Origin of the sequence: Kitasatospora sp. CM 4170 (genome assembly GCF_032110285.1) — a bacterium.
Classification (GTDB): Bacteria; Actinomycetota; Actinomycetes; order Streptomycetales; family Streptomycetaceae; genus Kitasatospora; species Kitasatospora aburaviensis.
In genome coordinates, this window is sequence record NZ_CP134877.1 from 2,763,160 (window position 1) to 2,776,133 (window position 12,974).

General features: G+C 73.3%; 19 protein-coding genes and 1 pseudogene. 10 read left to right on the top strand and 10 right to left on the bottom strand.

The annotated features are described in order from the left end of the window. Positions 1-81: 81 nt before the first annotated feature. Positions 82-783, bottom strand: a complete 702-nt coding sequence (locus RMN57_RS11160) for a transketolase (protein WP_313763237.1) — start codon at positions 781-783, stop codon at positions 82-84. 57 nt (positions 784-840) lie between these two features. On the opposite strand from RMN57_RS11160, the gene soxR reads away from it, so the two are divergent. The 3 genes from soxR to RMN57_RS11175 all read left to right on the top strand — a co-directional run bounded on the left by soxR (position 841) and on the right by RMN57_RS11175 (position 2,895). Next, the gene (gene soxR, locus RMN57_RS11165) at positions 841-1,377 is read left to right on the top strand and encodes a redox-sensitive transcriptional activator SoxR (protein WP_313763238.1); all 537 of its coding nucleotides are present in this window, start codon (positions 841-843) and stop codon (positions 1,375-1,377) included. Between the two features lie 181 nt (positions 1,378-1,558). Next, positions 1,559-2,263, top strand: a complete 705-nt coding sequence (locus RMN57_RS11170; RefSeq protein WP_313763239.1) for an SDR family oxidoreductase — start codon at positions 1,559-1,561, stop codon at positions 2,261-2,263. Between the two features lie 134 nt (positions 2,264-2,397). After that, positions 2,398-2,895 (top strand): cupredoxin family copper-binding protein, encoded by a 498-nt coding sequence (locus RMN57_RS11175; RefSeq protein WP_313763240.1) that lies wholly within the window; start codon positions 2,398-2,400, stop codon positions 2,893-2,895. Between the two features lie 33 nt (positions 2,896-2,928). Here RMN57_RS11175 and RMN57_RS11180 read toward each other — a convergent pair whose 3' ends face one another. The 4 genes from RMN57_RS11180 to RMN57_RS11195 all read right to left on the bottom strand — a co-directional run bounded on the left by RMN57_RS11180 (position 2,929) and on the right by RMN57_RS11195 (position 4,440). Continuing rightward, positions 2,929-3,453: a GNAT family protein gene (locus RMN57_RS11180; protein ID WP_313763241.1), complete on the bottom strand. Its 525-nt coding sequence runs from the start codon at positions 3,451-3,453 to the stop codon at positions 2,929-2,931. Between the two features lie 80 nt (positions 3,454-3,533). Continuing rightward, positions 3,534-3,689, bottom strand: coding sequence for a hypothetical protein (locus RMN57_RS11185; RefSeq protein WP_313763242.1), 156 nt, complete (start codon positions 3,687-3,689; stop codon positions 3,534-3,536). Next, a complete protein-coding gene (locus RMN57_RS11190) occupies positions 3,686-3,973 on the bottom strand; it encodes a hypothetical protein (RefSeq protein WP_313763243.1) in 288 nt (95 codons plus the stop codon). Before RMN57_RS11190 ends, RMN57_RS11185 begins: the two co-directional genes overlap by 4 nt. Further along, on the bottom strand, positions 3,970-4,440 hold the full coding sequence (locus RMN57_RS11195; protein WP_313763244.1) for an ATP-binding protein: 471 nt from the start codon (positions 4,438-4,440) through the stop codon (positions 3,970-3,972). Before RMN57_RS11195 ends, RMN57_RS11190 begins: the two co-directional genes overlap by 4 nt. Before the next feature lie 258 nt (positions 4,441-4,698). On the opposite strand from RMN57_RS11195, the gene RMN57_RS11200 reads away from it, so the two are divergent. The 4 genes from RMN57_RS11200 (at position 4,699) to RMN57_RS11215 (ending at position 7,750) form a co-directional block, all read left to right on the top strand. Beyond that, on the top strand, positions 4,699-5,553 hold the full coding sequence (locus tag RMN57_RS11200) for a helix-turn-helix transcriptional regulator (protein ID WP_313763245.1): 855 nt from the start codon (positions 4,699-4,701) through the stop codon (positions 5,551-5,553). Further along, positions 5,550-5,744, top strand: a complete 195-nt coding sequence (locus RMN57_RS11205; RefSeq protein ID WP_313763246.1) for a DUF397 domain-containing protein — start codon at positions 5,550-5,552, stop codon at positions 5,742-5,744. Before RMN57_RS11200 ends, RMN57_RS11205 begins: the two co-directional genes overlap by 4 nt. A gap of 82 nt (positions 5,745-5,826) precedes the next feature. Further along, positions 5,827-6,759, top strand: a complete 933-nt coding sequence (locus RMN57_RS11210; RefSeq protein ID WP_313763247.1) for a GNAT family N-acetyltransferase — start codon at positions 5,827-5,829, stop codon at positions 6,757-6,759. 253 nt (positions 6,760-7,012) lie between these two features. Continuing rightward, complete coding sequence (locus tag RMN57_RS11215) at positions 7,013-7,750, top strand: methyltransferase domain-containing protein (protein ID WP_313763248.1); 738 nt, start codon at positions 7,013-7,015, stop codon at positions 7,748-7,750. A gap of 55 nt (positions 7,751-7,805) precedes the next feature. Here the strand turns inward: RMN57_RS11215 and RMN57_RS11220 are convergent, their stop codons facing one another. Further along, entirely contained in the window at positions 7,806-8,279 is a 474-nt protein-coding gene (locus RMN57_RS11220) for a hypothetical protein (protein WP_313763249.1), read from the bottom strand. A gap of 262 nt (positions 8,280-8,541) precedes the next feature. On the opposite strand from RMN57_RS11220, the gene RMN57_RS11225 reads away from it, so the two are divergent. Then, entirely contained in the window at positions 8,542-8,958 is a 417-nt protein-coding gene (locus RMN57_RS11225) for a hypothetical protein (RefSeq protein WP_313763250.1), read from the top strand. Between the two features lie 31 nt (positions 8,959-8,989). Here the strand turns inward: RMN57_RS11225 and RMN57_RS11230 are convergent, their stop codons facing one another. After that, complete coding sequence (locus tag RMN57_RS11230; RefSeq protein ID WP_313763251.1) at positions 8,990-9,871, bottom strand: LysR family transcriptional regulator; 882 nt, start codon at positions 9,869-9,871, stop codon at positions 8,990-8,992. A 76-nt stretch (positions 9,872-9,947) separates the two neighbouring features. Between RMN57_RS11230 and RMN57_RS11235 the strand changes: the two genes are divergently transcribed. Together RMN57_RS11235 and RMN57_RS11240 are read left to right on the top strand one after the other, a co-directional pair. Beyond that, entirely contained in the window at positions 9,948-10,718 is a 771-nt protein-coding gene (locus tag RMN57_RS11235) for a glutamine amidotransferase-related protein (RefSeq protein ID WP_313763252.1), read from the top strand. Further along, positions 10,715-10,873 (top strand): annotated as a pseudogene (locus RMN57_RS11240) (diguanylate cyclase); the annotation flags it as partial. The gene RMN57_RS11235 and the pseudogene RMN57_RS11240, both read left to right, overlap by 4 nt. A gap of 186 nt (positions 10,874-11,059) precedes the next feature. Here RMN57_RS11240 and RMN57_RS11245 read toward each other — a convergent pair. Genes RMN57_RS11245 through RMN57_RS11255 form a run of 3 tightly spaced genes read right to left on the bottom strand, consistent with a single transcriptional unit; the run spans position 11,060 to position 12,926 of the window. Continuing rightward, on the bottom strand, positions 11,060-11,599 hold the full coding sequence (locus RMN57_RS11245) for a GNAT family N-acetyltransferase (protein ID WP_313763253.1): 540 nt from the start codon (positions 11,597-11,599) through the stop codon (positions 11,060-11,062). 37 nt (positions 11,600-11,636) lie between these two features. Then, positions 11,637-12,233, bottom strand: a complete 597-nt coding sequence (coaE, locus tag RMN57_RS11250) for a dephospho-CoA kinase (RefSeq protein WP_313763254.1) — start codon at positions 12,231-12,233, stop codon at positions 11,637-11,639. A 51-nt stretch (positions 12,234-12,284) separates the two neighbouring features. Beyond that, a complete protein-coding gene (locus RMN57_RS11255; RefSeq protein ID WP_313763255.1) occupies positions 12,285-12,926 on the bottom strand; it encodes an MBL fold metallo-hydrolase in 642 nt (213 codons plus the stop codon). Between the last annotated feature and the right edge of the window lie 48 nt (positions 12,927-12,974).

Genomic DNA, 12,974 nt, shown 5'->3' on the forward strand with positions numbered 1-12,974 from the left:
GGCGTTCGGTGGTCGGTGGCGGGCGGTGGTCGGTGGTGGGCCGTGGTCGGTGCTGAGCTGTGGGGAGTGGGCGGGCGGTGCTCAGGCGTTCTTGGGCTCGACCCGCGCCACCACGGCGTGCGGGCGGCCCGGGTGCGCGGCGGTGAACGCCGCGTGGAGCGCCTCGTGGTCGCGACCGTCCACCGTCGCGGTCGACCAGCCCTCGGCGGCGAAACGCGCCGCGATCCCGCCCCGCCAGCCGTGCGTGGCCGAGGAGTTGTCGATGACGACGACGTGCAGCCGATCCAGGCCGGCGGCCCCGGCGAAGGCGACCGCCTCGTGGTTGGAGCCCTCGTCGAACTCGGCGTCCCCGAGCAGCACCCAGACCGCGGGCTCGCTCAGCCCCTGGGCCCGCAGCCCGAGCGCGGTACCGACCGCCAGCGGCAGCCCGTGCCCCAGCGAGCCGGAGCCGATCTCCACCCCGGGGACGAGCGTGCGGTCGGGGTGGTGGCCGAGCGGCGAGTCGTAGGCGCCGAAGCTGGTCAGCACCTCCCGGTCGATGAAGCCCTTGGCGGCCAGGACGGCGTAGTACGCCATCGGGCCGTGGCCCTTGGAGAGCAGGAAACGGTCCCGGTCCTGGTCCTCTACGGTGGCCGGGGTGACACGGAGCACGCGGTCGTAGAGCACCCAGAGGGCGTCCAGCGTGGAGGTGGCGGCGGGGCCGTGCTTCTCGTCGCCGGTCATCAGGCCCATCAGGGCGGGGAGGTCGGTGAAGGCGGCTCCGCCCGGGATCGTCGTCGTCATGTCCTCGATGGTGCAAGTTAAAGTCGACTTGAAGTCAAGCGGGCTACAGTGACCCCCATGACCGCGCCCACCGCCCCCGAGCAGCCCGCCGGCCCCAGCCGCCACGACCTGCTCACGATCGGCCAACTCGCCGACCGCAGCGGCCTCGCCGCCTCGGCCCTGCGCTACTACGAGAAGCTCGGCCTGATCCACGCCACCCGCACCGGCGGCGGCCAGCGCCGCTACACCCGCGGCACGCTGCGCCGGGTCGCCTTCGTCCGGGCCGCCCAGCGCGTCGGCCTCTCGCTCGACGAGGCCAGGGTCGCCCTGGACCGGCTGCCCGAGCACCGCGCCCCGAGCGGGGCCGAGTGGGACGGCGTCGCCGTGTCCTGGCAGGACCGGATCGACGAGCAGATCGCCGAACTGGAGCGGCTGAAGGCCAAACTCACCGGCTGCATCGGCTGCGGGTGCCTGTCGCTCAACCGCTGCGCCCTCTACAACGCCGGCGACCGCGCCGCCGAAGCCGGCCCCGGCGCCCGGTACCTGCTCACCCGCGATCCGGCCTCCGGCCCCGAGCCGGCCCCGGCGGAGGCCGCCGACGTCTGCGGCCGCTGAGGTCGACGGCCCTTGACGGACGCCCGGGCCGTGGACGGGTACCCCGTTCGGCGGACTACGACCAAGGTCGCACGTCCGCCTACCTCCCCGGACCGGTCCACGGGCTCGCCCGGCGGCATAGCCTGCCGGAACGGAACCGGAACCGGAACCGCCGGTGCCGGGACGCCAGGAGGAGAGCACCTTGAGCACGGACGCACCGGTATCGCTGGTCACGGGCGCCAATCGGGGGATCGGCCGGGAGACCGCACGCCAGCTGGCCGGCCTCGGCCACACCGTGCTGCTCTGCGCCCGGCGGCAGGAGGACGCCGAGCGCGCCGCCGCCGAACTCGCCGGCTCCGCGGGCACCGTCCTGCCCCGCCGGCTGGACGTGACCGACGACGACGGCCTCCACGCCCTCGCCCGCGCCGTAGAGGCGGAGTTCGGCCGGCTCGACGTCCTCGTCAACAACGCCGCGATCAACTACGACACCACCGCCCGCGCCACCGACGTCGATCTCGACGAGGTGCGCCGCACCCTGGAGACCAACCTCTTCGGCGCCTGGCAGACCACCCAGGCGTTCCTCCCGCTGCTGCGCCGCTCCGCCCGCGCCCGGGTGGTCAACGTCTCCAGCGAGTCCGGCTCACTGGAGAGCATGGGTGGCGGGACACCCGCGTACGGCGTCTCGAAGGCGGCCCTCAACGCGCTCACCCGCAAGCTCGCCGACGAGCTGCGGGCGGAGCGGATCCTGGTCAACGCGGTCTGCCCGGGCTGGATCGCCACCGACATGGGCGGCCCCGGCGGCGCACCGGTGGAGGAGGGCGGCGCCAGCGTCGTCTGGGCGGCCACGCTGCCCGACTCGGGCCCCACCGGCGGCTTCTTCCGCCACGGGAAGCCGCTGCCCTGGTAGCGCCGGCGGTGCCCGGCGGGGGCGGGCGCCGCGCCGCTCCGGCATTCGGGTGACCCTCGGTTCCGGTTGCCCGGCGGGCGGGCCGGGACGGTCTAGCGTGGGCGCGTCGCCGCAGGCAGCAAGGCTGGAGCAGCATGTTGACCGTTCGCCCTTCCCGTCCCCGCCGGACCGCCCTCGCCGTCGGCGCGGCGGCCCTGCTCCTGCTCGGCGCCGCCGGCTGCTCCTCCGACGGGGGCGGCGAGCCGAAGACTCCGACCGCGACCGCCAGCCCGTCACCGGCTTCGTCGCCGTCGCCGACCTCCCCGGTGTCGCCGTCGAAGTCGCCGACCGCGACGGCCTCCCCGTCGGCCACCGGGACGGCCTCCGGCTCCGCCGCTGCGGGGCAGGTCACGGTGACGATCAAGAACTTCCTCTTCAACCCCGCGACCTTCACGGTGGCGCCGGGAGCGAAGATCACCGTCACCAACCAGGACAGCGCCGGGCACACGCTCACGGCCATCAACAAGGAGTTCGACACCGGCCTGCTTGAGCAGGGGCAGTCGGCGACGATCACCGCGCCGTCCGCCCCCGGCTCGTACGCCTACCACTGCGACATCCACCCGAACATGACGGGCACGCTCGTCGTCCAGTAGGGCGGCGGGCGCCGGCGCCCGGCCCGAGGCGGGTCAGGCCGGGCGCGGGTCCGAGCGGAGCAGGCTGTAGCGGACGATGTCGCGCCACTCGCCGTCGCGGAAGACCAGGCTGCGCTGCACGCCCTCGCGGGTGAAGCCGCACTTCTCCAGGGCGCGCTGCTCGGCCGGGTTGGTGGTCTCGGTGTCGGCCTCCAGGCGCACCGCCGGCGAGTGGGCGAACAGGTAGTCCACCAGCAGCCGCTGGGCTGCCGTGCCGATGCCGCGGCCGCGCGCGTCCGGGGTCAGCTGGATGCCGATGCTCCAGTACGGCGCGGCCGGCACCACGGCCCGGCGCCGCCAGGCGACGAAGCCGCGGAACGCGCCCTCTGCGACCACGGCCAGGTGGGACTGCTCCTCCCCCAGCAGCCCGTTCTCCGCCCACTTGCGCCGCAGGCGTCCGGGATCCGACCAGCCGTACCACTGCAGCGGGCCGACGGCCTCCGGGTCCTGGATGAGCGCTTCGAGAAGTGCCAAGTCCGCTTCCGAGATAGGGCGGAGAGATATCTGATGGTCAGTCATTGAGCCACCTTAGCCATCAGCGCGGAGTCGGGCGCAGGAAGTCGATCCGGTCGACTTCCTGCGCCCGAGTTCGGGGCGGTTCAGCGGAGGTCATCGACGAGGGCGGCCAGGACGCGGCGACGGATGCGGGCCGACACCTCGGGGAGGAAGGTGGCCAACTCGGCGTCGAGGCAGCGGCGTTCGGCCCGCAGGAGGCGGACCACGACGACCCATCGGGGGTGGAGGGAGCGCATCACCGGTCGGCCTCCGGGGTGGTCCAGTGGAGGCGCAGGTGGTGGACCGCCTCGGGGAGGACGACGGGAAGGTCGAGCGGGCCGGTGCGGTCGAGGTACTCGGCGACGAACCGGTCGGCGGAGGGGCCGGTGAGGTAGCGCTCGAACCACTGCCACTGGGGTCTGCCGATAGGGCGGAACTGGAGGGCGCTCCAGAGGGAGTCGAGGGCGGCAGGGAGGAGCGAGTAGGTCGTCGGGAGCAGGATGCCGCCGGTGATCTCGGCGGTGACGAGGCGGTCCTCCCTCATGCGGCACGCCCCGCGGGGGTGACAGTAGGAGCAGAACCGATCTCGGCCCAGACGATCTTCCCGATACCCAGCCGGGGGCAGCAACCCCAGCGGTGGGCGAGGGACTTGACGAGGACCAGGCCGCGGCCGGATTCGTCGTCCTTGCCGGCGGTTCGAAGGACGGGCTCCCGGTCGCCCCGGGCGTCGTGCACCTCGATCCGGAGACGGGCGGGAGCGAGGTCGAGCGCGAGGAGCACCTTGTTGCCGATGGGCGTGCCGTGCACGACGGCGTTGGTGACGAGCTCGGAGACGAGCAGGAGTCCGATGTCGGCGAACTGTTGAGCGGCCGGGGCGCCCGCGAGGAGCGCTTGGAGGTGTCGGCGGGCTTCACCGGGCGATCGCCGGCTGCGCAACAGCCAGTGTTCGGCCCGGGCGACGGGGATGGGATCGGGGACGGGGACGGGGTCCGAGTCGGCGATTTCGGGCATGGGGGAGCCACCTTCCAGGCGCAGTGAGGAGACGGCGAGTTGGCGAGGGGGATGGCCGGGCGAAGGCATGGAAATGCCCGGCAAGCGGCCATCGTGATCACTCAGACGATCCGTCGAGCTACTGCGAGTAGCATGCCCTCATCGAGCAATTGCATGCAACCGCTTCCACCAAGCAATTGCATGATCTCTAGCGGGGGTTGAGCCCCAGAGGGGGGTGGCACACTATGCAAGGAACCAACCAGCCAGGGGGTGTGACGCGTGGGCAGTCCGACCGTGCTGCGGCGTAGGCTCGGCGGCGAGCTCGGCAAGTTGCGCACCTCGCGCGAGCTGAACGCCAAGGATGTTGCAGCTGCGCTCGGTTGGTCCGCTTCCAAGCTGAGCCGGATCGAGAGCGGCCAGGTCCCGCTTCAGGAGCGGGACGCGGCCAAGCTGCTGGCTCACTACGGCGTCAGTTCACCCGAAGAGGTGAAGCACTTCCTCAGCCTGACCAGGCAGAGCCGCCAGCAAGGCTGGTGGCACGCATACGGCGACGCCTTGCCGGAGTGGTTCCGCGCCTACGTGGGCTTCGAATCCGATGCCACGAAGATCGTCACGTATCAGTGCGAGCTGGTCCCGGGGCTACTCCAGACCGAGAAGTACGCCCGAGGCGTCATCCGGGCAATGAATCCGACCGAATCCACCGAAGAAGTTGAACGCCGCGTGGCACTACGGATGGACCGTCAGCGGATTCTCGATCGTTATGATCCACCGCAGCTCTGGGCAATCGTCGGTGAGGCCGTCATACGGCGACCCGTGGGAGATGCTCCGAGCATGGCCGAGCAGCTGAATCACCTCGCCGACATGGCGGACGAGCGGCCCAACATCACGATCCAAGTTCTGCCGTTCTCGGCGGGCGCTCATGCCGCGATGGGCGCTTCCTTCTCAGTGCTTTCGTTCAGCGATATCCCCGGAAGTGTGGCCTATACCGAGGCGACGACCAGCAGCATCTACTCGGAGCGATCCTCCGAGGTCGCACGCCATGAAGATGCGTTCATGCGTCTCATGGCCTCGTCAGTCCAACCCGAGAAGTCCATCTCATGGTTGAGGAAGGTCGCAGAGGAGTGCACGGAATGAAGCAAGACCTCAAGTGGCGGAAGAGCACTTACAGCAACGGCCAGGGCGACTGCGTCGAGGTCGCTGATGGCTACACCGAAATAGTCCCCGTCCGGGACAGCAAGGACCCCAACGGGCCGAGCCTCACCTTCACCACCGACGCGTGGCGCGCCTTCGTCGGCGCAATCCACAACGGCGAGCTCAAGGGCTGACCTCTTGGCCCCGTCGGGCGATCGCCCGACGGGGCCAAGCCCACCGTCCCATGCCGGCCCGTTGCCCGAGGAGCTCTCACCGATGACCACCGCCTGGACCGCTCTCTCCCCGGCCCGTCTACCCGGTCTCGTCGCCCTCGCCCAACGATGCGCCGCGGCAGACGGCGGCATACCGGTGACCACCTCGTCCGGCTTCCTCAGCGGCCGCTACCTCGGCGCCGACGTCGTCCTCGCGACCGCGCTCCCCGGCGAGCACGACACCCTGCTCGCGACCGGCTCGGTCCGAACGGTCCGGGGCACGACCACCGTCACCGGGCTGGTCGACCCCGCCCACCGTGGCAGCGGCCTCGGCTCGACGCTGCTCGACCGGCTGCTCGCCACCGCGGCGGAGCGGCAACCGGCAGCCACCGTCAGGGTGGAGACCGAATCGCTCACCACCTCCGCCGACCGGCTGTTCACCTCCCGGGGCCTGCACCGCACCTTCGCCGAGGACGTCCTGCGCCTCGATCTCACACACCCTGCCCCCGGCCCCGAGGCTCCGCCCCCGCCCCACCTCGCCCTTGAGGAGTGGGGCGACCGCAACCGGGCCGACTTCTTCACCGCCTACCGCTCCTCGTTCGCCGACCGCCCCGGCTTCCCCGGCTGGTCGCAGGAGCAGTGGCTGGCCTGGACGGCCGACGACGAGGACTTCCGTCCGCGGTACTCCCTGCTGGCCCGCGACGCCGACGGCACCCCGGTCGCCTTCGTGACCTGCGCCGACGGCTTCCTGATCCAGCTCGGCACCGTCCCGGCCCACCGGACCCGCGGTCTCGGCCGCCTGCTGGCGACCGCCGCCCTGGCCCGTATGCGCGCGGCCCGCGAGCCGGAGGTCTTCCTGGACGTCAACGTCGACAACCCCGCCTCCGCCGCCCTCTTCCGCAGCCTCGGCTTCGCCTCCGTCGCCCGCCGGGCCCGCTACGAACTCGGCTCCCCCGCACCGGCCGACGCCGCTCGCGAAGCCCCGCTCCCTTCGTAGTGGAAGCGTTATCCGGAACGCCCGGAACCAGGACCTCGCCGCCGCCCGCAAAGGGCCCGAATCGGGCCGCCACGGGGGCCGGGCGACTCCCCCGCACCCCCCTCGGAGGGGCGGCTCCCGCACCCCGCGCAGGGGCCTCCACGGCCCCCGTCGCGACGCCCAGCACCACCGCTGACCAGGGATTTTCCCGCCTGCGATCACTAGAATTCACAGCAGCGGACAACCCGACCGTCCGCCGTACAGGGGGCTGTGAATGCATCGCGACATCCGTACCACCGAGGACGTCCTCGACCTCCTCGACCGGCTCTTCCTGCCCGAGGCAGACCGCTGGACGGAGAACGCCGCCGGCTGGTGGGACACCTTCTACGCCGACCGGTCCTCCGACCGCCCGTTCTTCGTCCCCAAGCCCGACGAGAACCTCGTCTCCTACCTCGACCGCGGTCTTCTCCCCTCCTCCGGCCGCGCCCTGGACCTCGGGGCCGGGCCCGGCCGCAACGCGATCCACCTCGCCTCGCTCGGCTTCGACGTCGACGCCGTCGACCTCTCCCCCACCGCCGTCGCCTGGGCCGAGGAGCGGGCCCGGGAGGCCGGCGCCGCCGTCCGGTTCCACTGCGGGAACATCTTCGACGTCGAACTCCCGCACACGCAGTACGACCTGGTCTACGACTCGGGCTGCCTCCACCACCTCCCGCCCCACCGCCGGATCAGCTACCTCGCCCTGCTGACCCGCGTCCTGGCGCCCGGCGGCCACCTCGTCGTCAACGCCTTCGCCGCCGGGGCGATGGGCAGCGAGCTCCCCGACGAGGAGCTGTACCGCAACGGCCGGCTCGACGGCGGCCTCGCCTACACCCCCGATGAACTGCGCCACCTCTTCTCGGACTTCACCGAGATCGAGATCCGCCCGATGGAGCCGCAGCCGGCCGACTCGCCGCTCTTCGGCATCCCGGTCCTGCTCACCGCGCTCTTCCAGCGGCCGGCCGAGCGCCCGTAGCAACCACCGGCCGGCCGGGCACCCCCGTGCGCACCCGGCCGGCCGCCGCGCGACGTCAGGCGCGGACCATGTACCAGGCGCCGATCCCCTGGCAGAAGCTGGAGATGAACCAGCCGGTCGTGCGGAAGCCGGGCGGGATGGGCGAACCGGAGCAGGTCCACTGCTTGTCCTTCGCCAGCTCGTGGTACCAGCCGCCGATGCCGCGGCAGCCGGTCTTGATGTAGTCGGTGATGACGTACCCGGACACCACCGGCGAGCCCGAGCAGGTCAGGATCCCGTTCTTCACCGGCTCCTGGTACCAGGAGCCGAAGCCGCCGCAGCCCCGGGCGTCGTAGTCGGTCAGGACGTACCCCGCGGGGATGGCGGCGCCGGAGCAACTCCAGCCGCCGACCGCGGCCCGCGCGGTGCCGGTCCCGGCGGCCGAAGCCGTGCCGGCCGCGGTACCGGCGAGCAGGACGGAGGCGAACAGCGTGGCGAGGCCCGCCAGGATCGCGCGAAGTCGCGGCCGGCGGCCTGCGTACTCGAACATGTCGAAAGGTCCCCTCGGTGGTGCGCGGGCGACGGCTCCTGCTGAGCCGTGGACGTCCCACGGTGGAGCACTTGTGACCCTAAGGGGGAGTTCATGAATACTCCGTGCGCAATTCATTCACTTAATCGGCTTGTCCGGAAGGACTCATGATGGCCCGTTAGGCATCCGCCGATCGGCCGGGACCAGCCCCCGCCGAAGGCCGGGGTCCGGTGGGTCGTCGCCGTACGGCGTGGCCTACCGTGGGCGCGGAAAGGGGGCAGCTTTGACCGACGATCAGATCATCGACCTCGCCTCGGAGGACGGGAACTCCCTGCTACTCGACCCCGCCCTCCCGTTCCCCGAGCGGGTCGGCGCGGCGGTCCGGAGCTGGGTGGCGGGTGGCCGCGGAGCGGCCGGACTGGTGGACGGGAAGGCCTTCTTCGCCCTCTACTGCTGGGAGTTCGCCGCCGCCCGCCGGGGCGAGGAGCTGGACGGGCCGACCACCGCCTACGTCCGGCGGTCCTACGAGGCCATCGGCGGCCGGGCCGGCTGGGACGCCCTGCTCCGCCGGCGGACCACCTGCGCCTGCCACGGCGACACCTGGCGGCTGGAGAACGTCGAGCTCTGCCTCGGCTGCCTCCGCTACCTCTGCTACCAGCTCGACGGGCCCTGCTGCGAGGGCGCGGAGATCGTCGGCTGAGCCGACGGACCGGTCAGCCGCCCGGCGCCGCTCAGCCGCCCAGCAGCCGGACCAGCAGCGCCGCCGGCCCCTCCGGCAGGCTGCCGTGCACCAGCTCGGTGCGGTGCACCAGCCGCGGCTCCCGCACCGGCGCGGCCGCGACGCCCGGGGCGCCGTCGAGCGCCGCCGCCGGCAGTACGGCCAGCCCGTGCCCGGCCGCGACCAGCGTGAGCAGGCCGCGGACGTCCGACCCCAGGTAGCGGGCGGCCGGCCGGAAGCCGTCCACCGCGGTGGCGGCGCGCAGCCGGGCGGCCGTCGGAGCGATGTCGGGGGCGTCGAGCCAGCGGGCCGCCGAGAGGTCGGCGAGGGCCACGCCCCGGTGGCCGGCCAGCGGGTGCCCGGCGGGCAGGGCGACGGCGAGCGGCCGCTCGTCCACCGCGACGGTGCTGAGCGGGCCGACGTCCGGGAGCGGCAGCGGGTCGCTGGGCGCGGCCAGGCCGTCGACCAGGGCGAGGTCCACCTCGCCGGTGGCCACCAGGGTGGGCGGGGCGTCCCGGGCCACCACCCGGACGGTGAGGTCCACCCGCGGATGCGCGCGGCGCACCTCGGCGAGCGCACTCCCCAGCGCCGCACCGACCGCCAGCGGCGTGGTGCCGAGCACCAGCCGGGCGCTCGGCGCTCCCACCAGGCGGGCGACGTCGGCGCGCGCCGCATCGAGCCGCAGCAGGAGTGGCCCGGCGTGCTCCAGCAGCCGCGCGCCCGCCTCGGTCGGGCCGACCGGGCGCCGGGTGAGCAGGCTCGCACCGACGTCCGACTCCAGCGCGGCGATCTGCTGGGAGACGGCGGACTGGGTGTAGCCGAGCTCCCGGGCCGCCTCGGAGAAGGAGCCGAGCCGGACCACGGTGACGAAGGTGCGCAACTGGTGCGGGTCCACCGCTATCAGCTCTCCTGATCGAAGGGTCAGAAATCATCGTTGGCGCTGATTCACAACGCGGCGTCAGGATAGCCGTATGACCTACCTGACCCCGCGCATCGCCCTGGTCGCCGACCGCTCCCCCGCCGTCCGCTCGCACGCCCGCGTCCCCGGGCTGCTCGACGCGCTCGCCACCCGCGACCAGCTCGTCCTGGACGCCTACTGGATCCCCAGCGAGGACGCCGCCGCGCCGGGCGCGCTCGACGGCTTCGACGCCGTCTGGCTGCTGCCCGGCGGCCCGTACCGCAGCGAGGCGGGCGCACTGGCCGCCGTCCGCACGGCGCGTGAGCGTGGCATCCCCTTCCTCGGCACCTGCGCCGGCTTCCAGCACGCCGTGCTGGAGTACGCGCGCAACGTCTGCGGCATCGGCGGCGCCGCGCACGGCGAGTCCCACCCGGACGGGGAGGACCTGGTGATCGTGCCGCTCACCTGTTCGCTGGTCGGGCACGAGGGCGCCGTGCGGATCGCCCCGGGCACGCTCGCCGAGCGCGTCCTCGGCACCACCCGCACGCTGGAGCGCTACCACTGCGCGTACGGGCTGAACGACGCCTACCTGGACCGGCTGCGCGAGCGCGGGCTCCGGTTCAGCGGCACGGACGACGCCGGGGACCTGCGGATCCTCGAACTGCCCGACCACCCCTTCTTCCTGGCCTCCCTCTTCCAGCCCGAGCTGGCCGGGGACGGCACCCGCGCCCACCCGATCGTCCGCGCGCTCGCCGCGGCCGCCGTCGAGCACGCGGCGGCGGCCGACGGGCTCGCGACCGCCGACCGTTCCACTGCCGCCACCACCGCAGGATCAGCCGCATGACCACCGAGATCGCCGGCGTGAGGATCCCGGACAGCCGCCTCGCCACCGAGGCCACCGAGCTGGTCCGGGACGCCTCGACCGACCTGCTCTACCACCACTCGCGCCGGGCCTACCTCTTCGGCGCCCTCCAGGGGCGGCGCCGCGGGCTGGCCTTCGGCAACGTCAAGGCGGACGTGCTGGCCAGGTTCGGCCCGGGCTTCGAGCGGACCGACTTCACCGCGGTGATCGAGGGATCCGCCTGGCCGGAGTGACCGGCCCACGGACCACCGCCCCTGCCCGGGCGCCACGGGGTTGCGCCCGGGCAGGGCGGGCCCCACCACCACCCGGGCCCCGCGGCACGGTCACATCGGCAGCGACCGCAGCCGCACCGGGCCCTCGGGCCACCGCGCGCCCTCGTGCAGCGGCAGCCACATCGTCCGCAGCGGCATCACGACCACCCGGCCCCCGGGCTGCTCGACGTGGACGTCCTCCAGCAACTCGCGCCAGCCGAGCCGCCGGTAGAGCGCCACCAGGGGCGGCCGGCAGAACAGCAGCGCGTACCGCGGGCCGAGCGTCCGGGCGTGCGCCACGGCCGCGCCGACCACCGTCCGGGCCAGGCCGCGACCCCGGATGTCCGGGGCCACGGCCACTCCGCCGACGCCGACGGCCGCCAGGTCCACCCCGCCGACCGTCAGCGGCAACGGGAGCAGGCCGGCGTGCGCCGCCAGGCGGCCGTCCGGCCGGCGGACGCCGAAGTGGATCTCCTTGGGCAGCCAGGCCAGACCGGTGTGCGCGACGCCGAACGGGTCGTCGCCGGAGCCCAGGATCTCCTGCAGGCCGGCCCCGTCGTACTCGGCCAGGCGGACCGCCTCGGGCGGCTCAGGGGCAGCGTGTTCGCTCATCCCTCCATGATCCACACCGGGGCGGCCGGGCACCAGATCAGGCCTGACGGGACTTCAGTTCGTTCCAGACCTCGGCGACCCTCGGCGCCAGCGCCGCCAGCGCGCCGCTGTTGTCGATCACCACGTCCGCGATCGCCAGCCGCTCGGCCCGGGTGGCCTGCGCGGCCATCCGGGCCCGGGCCTCCTCCTCGGCCATCCCGCGCAGCCGCACCAGCCGGTCGATCCGGACGTCGTCCTCGGCGTCGACCACCACGACCAGGTCGTACAGCGGCGCCAGGCCGTTCTCGGCGAGCAGCGGCACGTCGTGCACCACCACCGCGTCCGCGGACGCGGCGGCCTCCAGCTCGGCCGAGCGGGCCCGGACGAGCGGGTGGACGATCGCGTTCAGCGCCTGGAGCCGCTCGGGGTCGGCGAAGACGACGGCGCCGAGCGCGGGACGGTCCAGCGAGCCGTCCGCCGCCAGCACACCGGGGCCGAACTCCGCGGCCACGGCCTTGAGGCCCTCCGTTCCGGGGGCGACCACCTCGCGGGCGATCACGTCCGAGTCCACGAGCACCGCGCCGTGGGCGGCGAGCAGCCGCGACACCTCGCTCTTGCCCGCACCGATCCCGCCGGTCAGTCCGATCTTCAGCATGGCGCCAGGCTACCGGCGGACCCGGGGCCCGGTCAGCCCACCCGGGCCCGGTCAGCCCAGGTCGAGGCTCTCGCCCTCGGCCAGCGCCCGCAGCTCCGCTCCCGTCCCCGGACCACCCGGCCCGACCAGGCGGGTGTGCACGGCCAGCCCGACCGGGCTCAGCACCGCGTCGTGCACCGGCACCGCCTGCCGCGGAGCGGCCTCCCGGACGTAGTCGATCAGCTCGGCGACCTTGGTCCACGGCCCGGCGATCGGCAGCAGCAGGGTGTCGACGGGGTGCGGCGGCACGGTCAGCGCGTCCCCCGGGTGGAAGAGCCGGCCGTCGAAGAGGAAGCCGACGTTCTTCACCAACGGGATCTCGGGGTGGATCACCGCGTGCCACTCGCCGTGCACGCTCACCCCGATCCCGCCCACCTCGAAGGCGTCGCCCTCGCCGACCACCGTCACCCGCTGCGCCACCCCGTCGAGGTGGGCGGCCACGGACGCGTTGGCCCACACCCGCAGCGCCGGGTCCGCCGCCAGCGCCTCGCGCAGCCGGGCCTCGTCGAAGTGGTCGACGTGCTCGTGGGTGATCAGCACCGCATCCGCGCCGACGAGGGCGGCGGGGTCGGTGAACGCGCCCGGGTCGACGACGACGGTGGCGCCGTCGTGCTCCAGGCGGACGCAGGCATGGCCGAACTTGGTGATTCGCATGCCACAGAACATACAGCAAGGCTGTACAGTTTTGCTGGACAAAATCGC

Bases quoted from the DNA above. Each gene is read 5' to 3' on its own strand.
- RMN57_RS11235 (WP_313763252.1), top strand. From the start codon at position 9,948: ATGACCTACCTGACCCCGCGCATCGCCCTGGTCGCCGACCGCTCCCCC.
- coaE (WP_313763254.1), bottom strand. From the start codon at position 12,233: ATGCTGAAGATCGGACTGACCGGCGGGATCGGTGCGGGCAAGAGCGAG.
- RMN57_RS11245 (WP_313763253.1), bottom strand. From the start codon at position 11,599: ATGAGCGAACACGCTGCCCCTGAGCCGCCCGAGGCGGTCCGCCTGGCC.
- RMN57_RS11215 (WP_313763248.1), top strand. From the start codon at position 7,013: ATGCATCGCGACATCCGTACCACCGAGGACGTCCTCGACCTCCTCGAC.
- RMN57_RS11180 (WP_313763241.1), bottom strand. From the start codon at position 3,453: ATGACTGACCATCAGATATCTCTCCGCCCTATCTCGGAAGCGGACTTG.
- RMN57_RS11210 (WP_313763247.1), top strand. From the start codon at position 5,827: ATGACCACCGCCTGGACCGCTCTCTCCCCGGCCCGTCTACCCGGTCTC.
- RMN57_RS11205 (WP_313763246.1), top strand. From the start codon at position 5,550: ATGAAGCAAGACCTCAAGTGGCGGAAGAGCACTTACAGCAACGGCCAG.
- RMN57_RS11195 (WP_313763244.1), bottom strand. From the start codon at position 4,440: ATGCCCGAAATCGCCGACTCGGACCCCGTCCCCGTCCCCGATCCCATC.
- RMN57_RS11160 (WP_313763237.1), bottom strand. From the start codon at position 783: ATGACGACGACGATCCCGGGCGGAGCCGCCTTCACCGACCTCCCCGCC.
- RMN57_RS11220 (WP_313763249.1), bottom strand. From the start codon at position 8,279: ATGTTCGAGTACGCAGGCCGCCGGCCGCGACTTCGCGCGATCCTGGCG.
- RMN57_RS11175 (WP_313763240.1), top strand. From the start codon at position 2,398: ATGTTGACCGTTCGCCCTTCCCGTCCCCGCCGGACCGCCCTCGCCGTC.
- RMN57_RS11255 (WP_313763255.1), bottom strand. From the start codon at position 12,926: ATGCGAATCACCAAGTTCGGCCATGCCTGCGTCCGCCTGGAGCACGAC.
- RMN57_RS11190 (WP_313763243.1), bottom strand. From the start codon at position 3,973: ATGAGGGAGGACCGCCTCGTCACCGCCGAGATCACCGGCGGCATCCTG.
- soxR (WP_313763238.1), top strand. From the start codon at position 841: ATGACCGCGCCCACCGCCCCCGAGCAGCCCGCCGGCCCCAGCCGCCAC.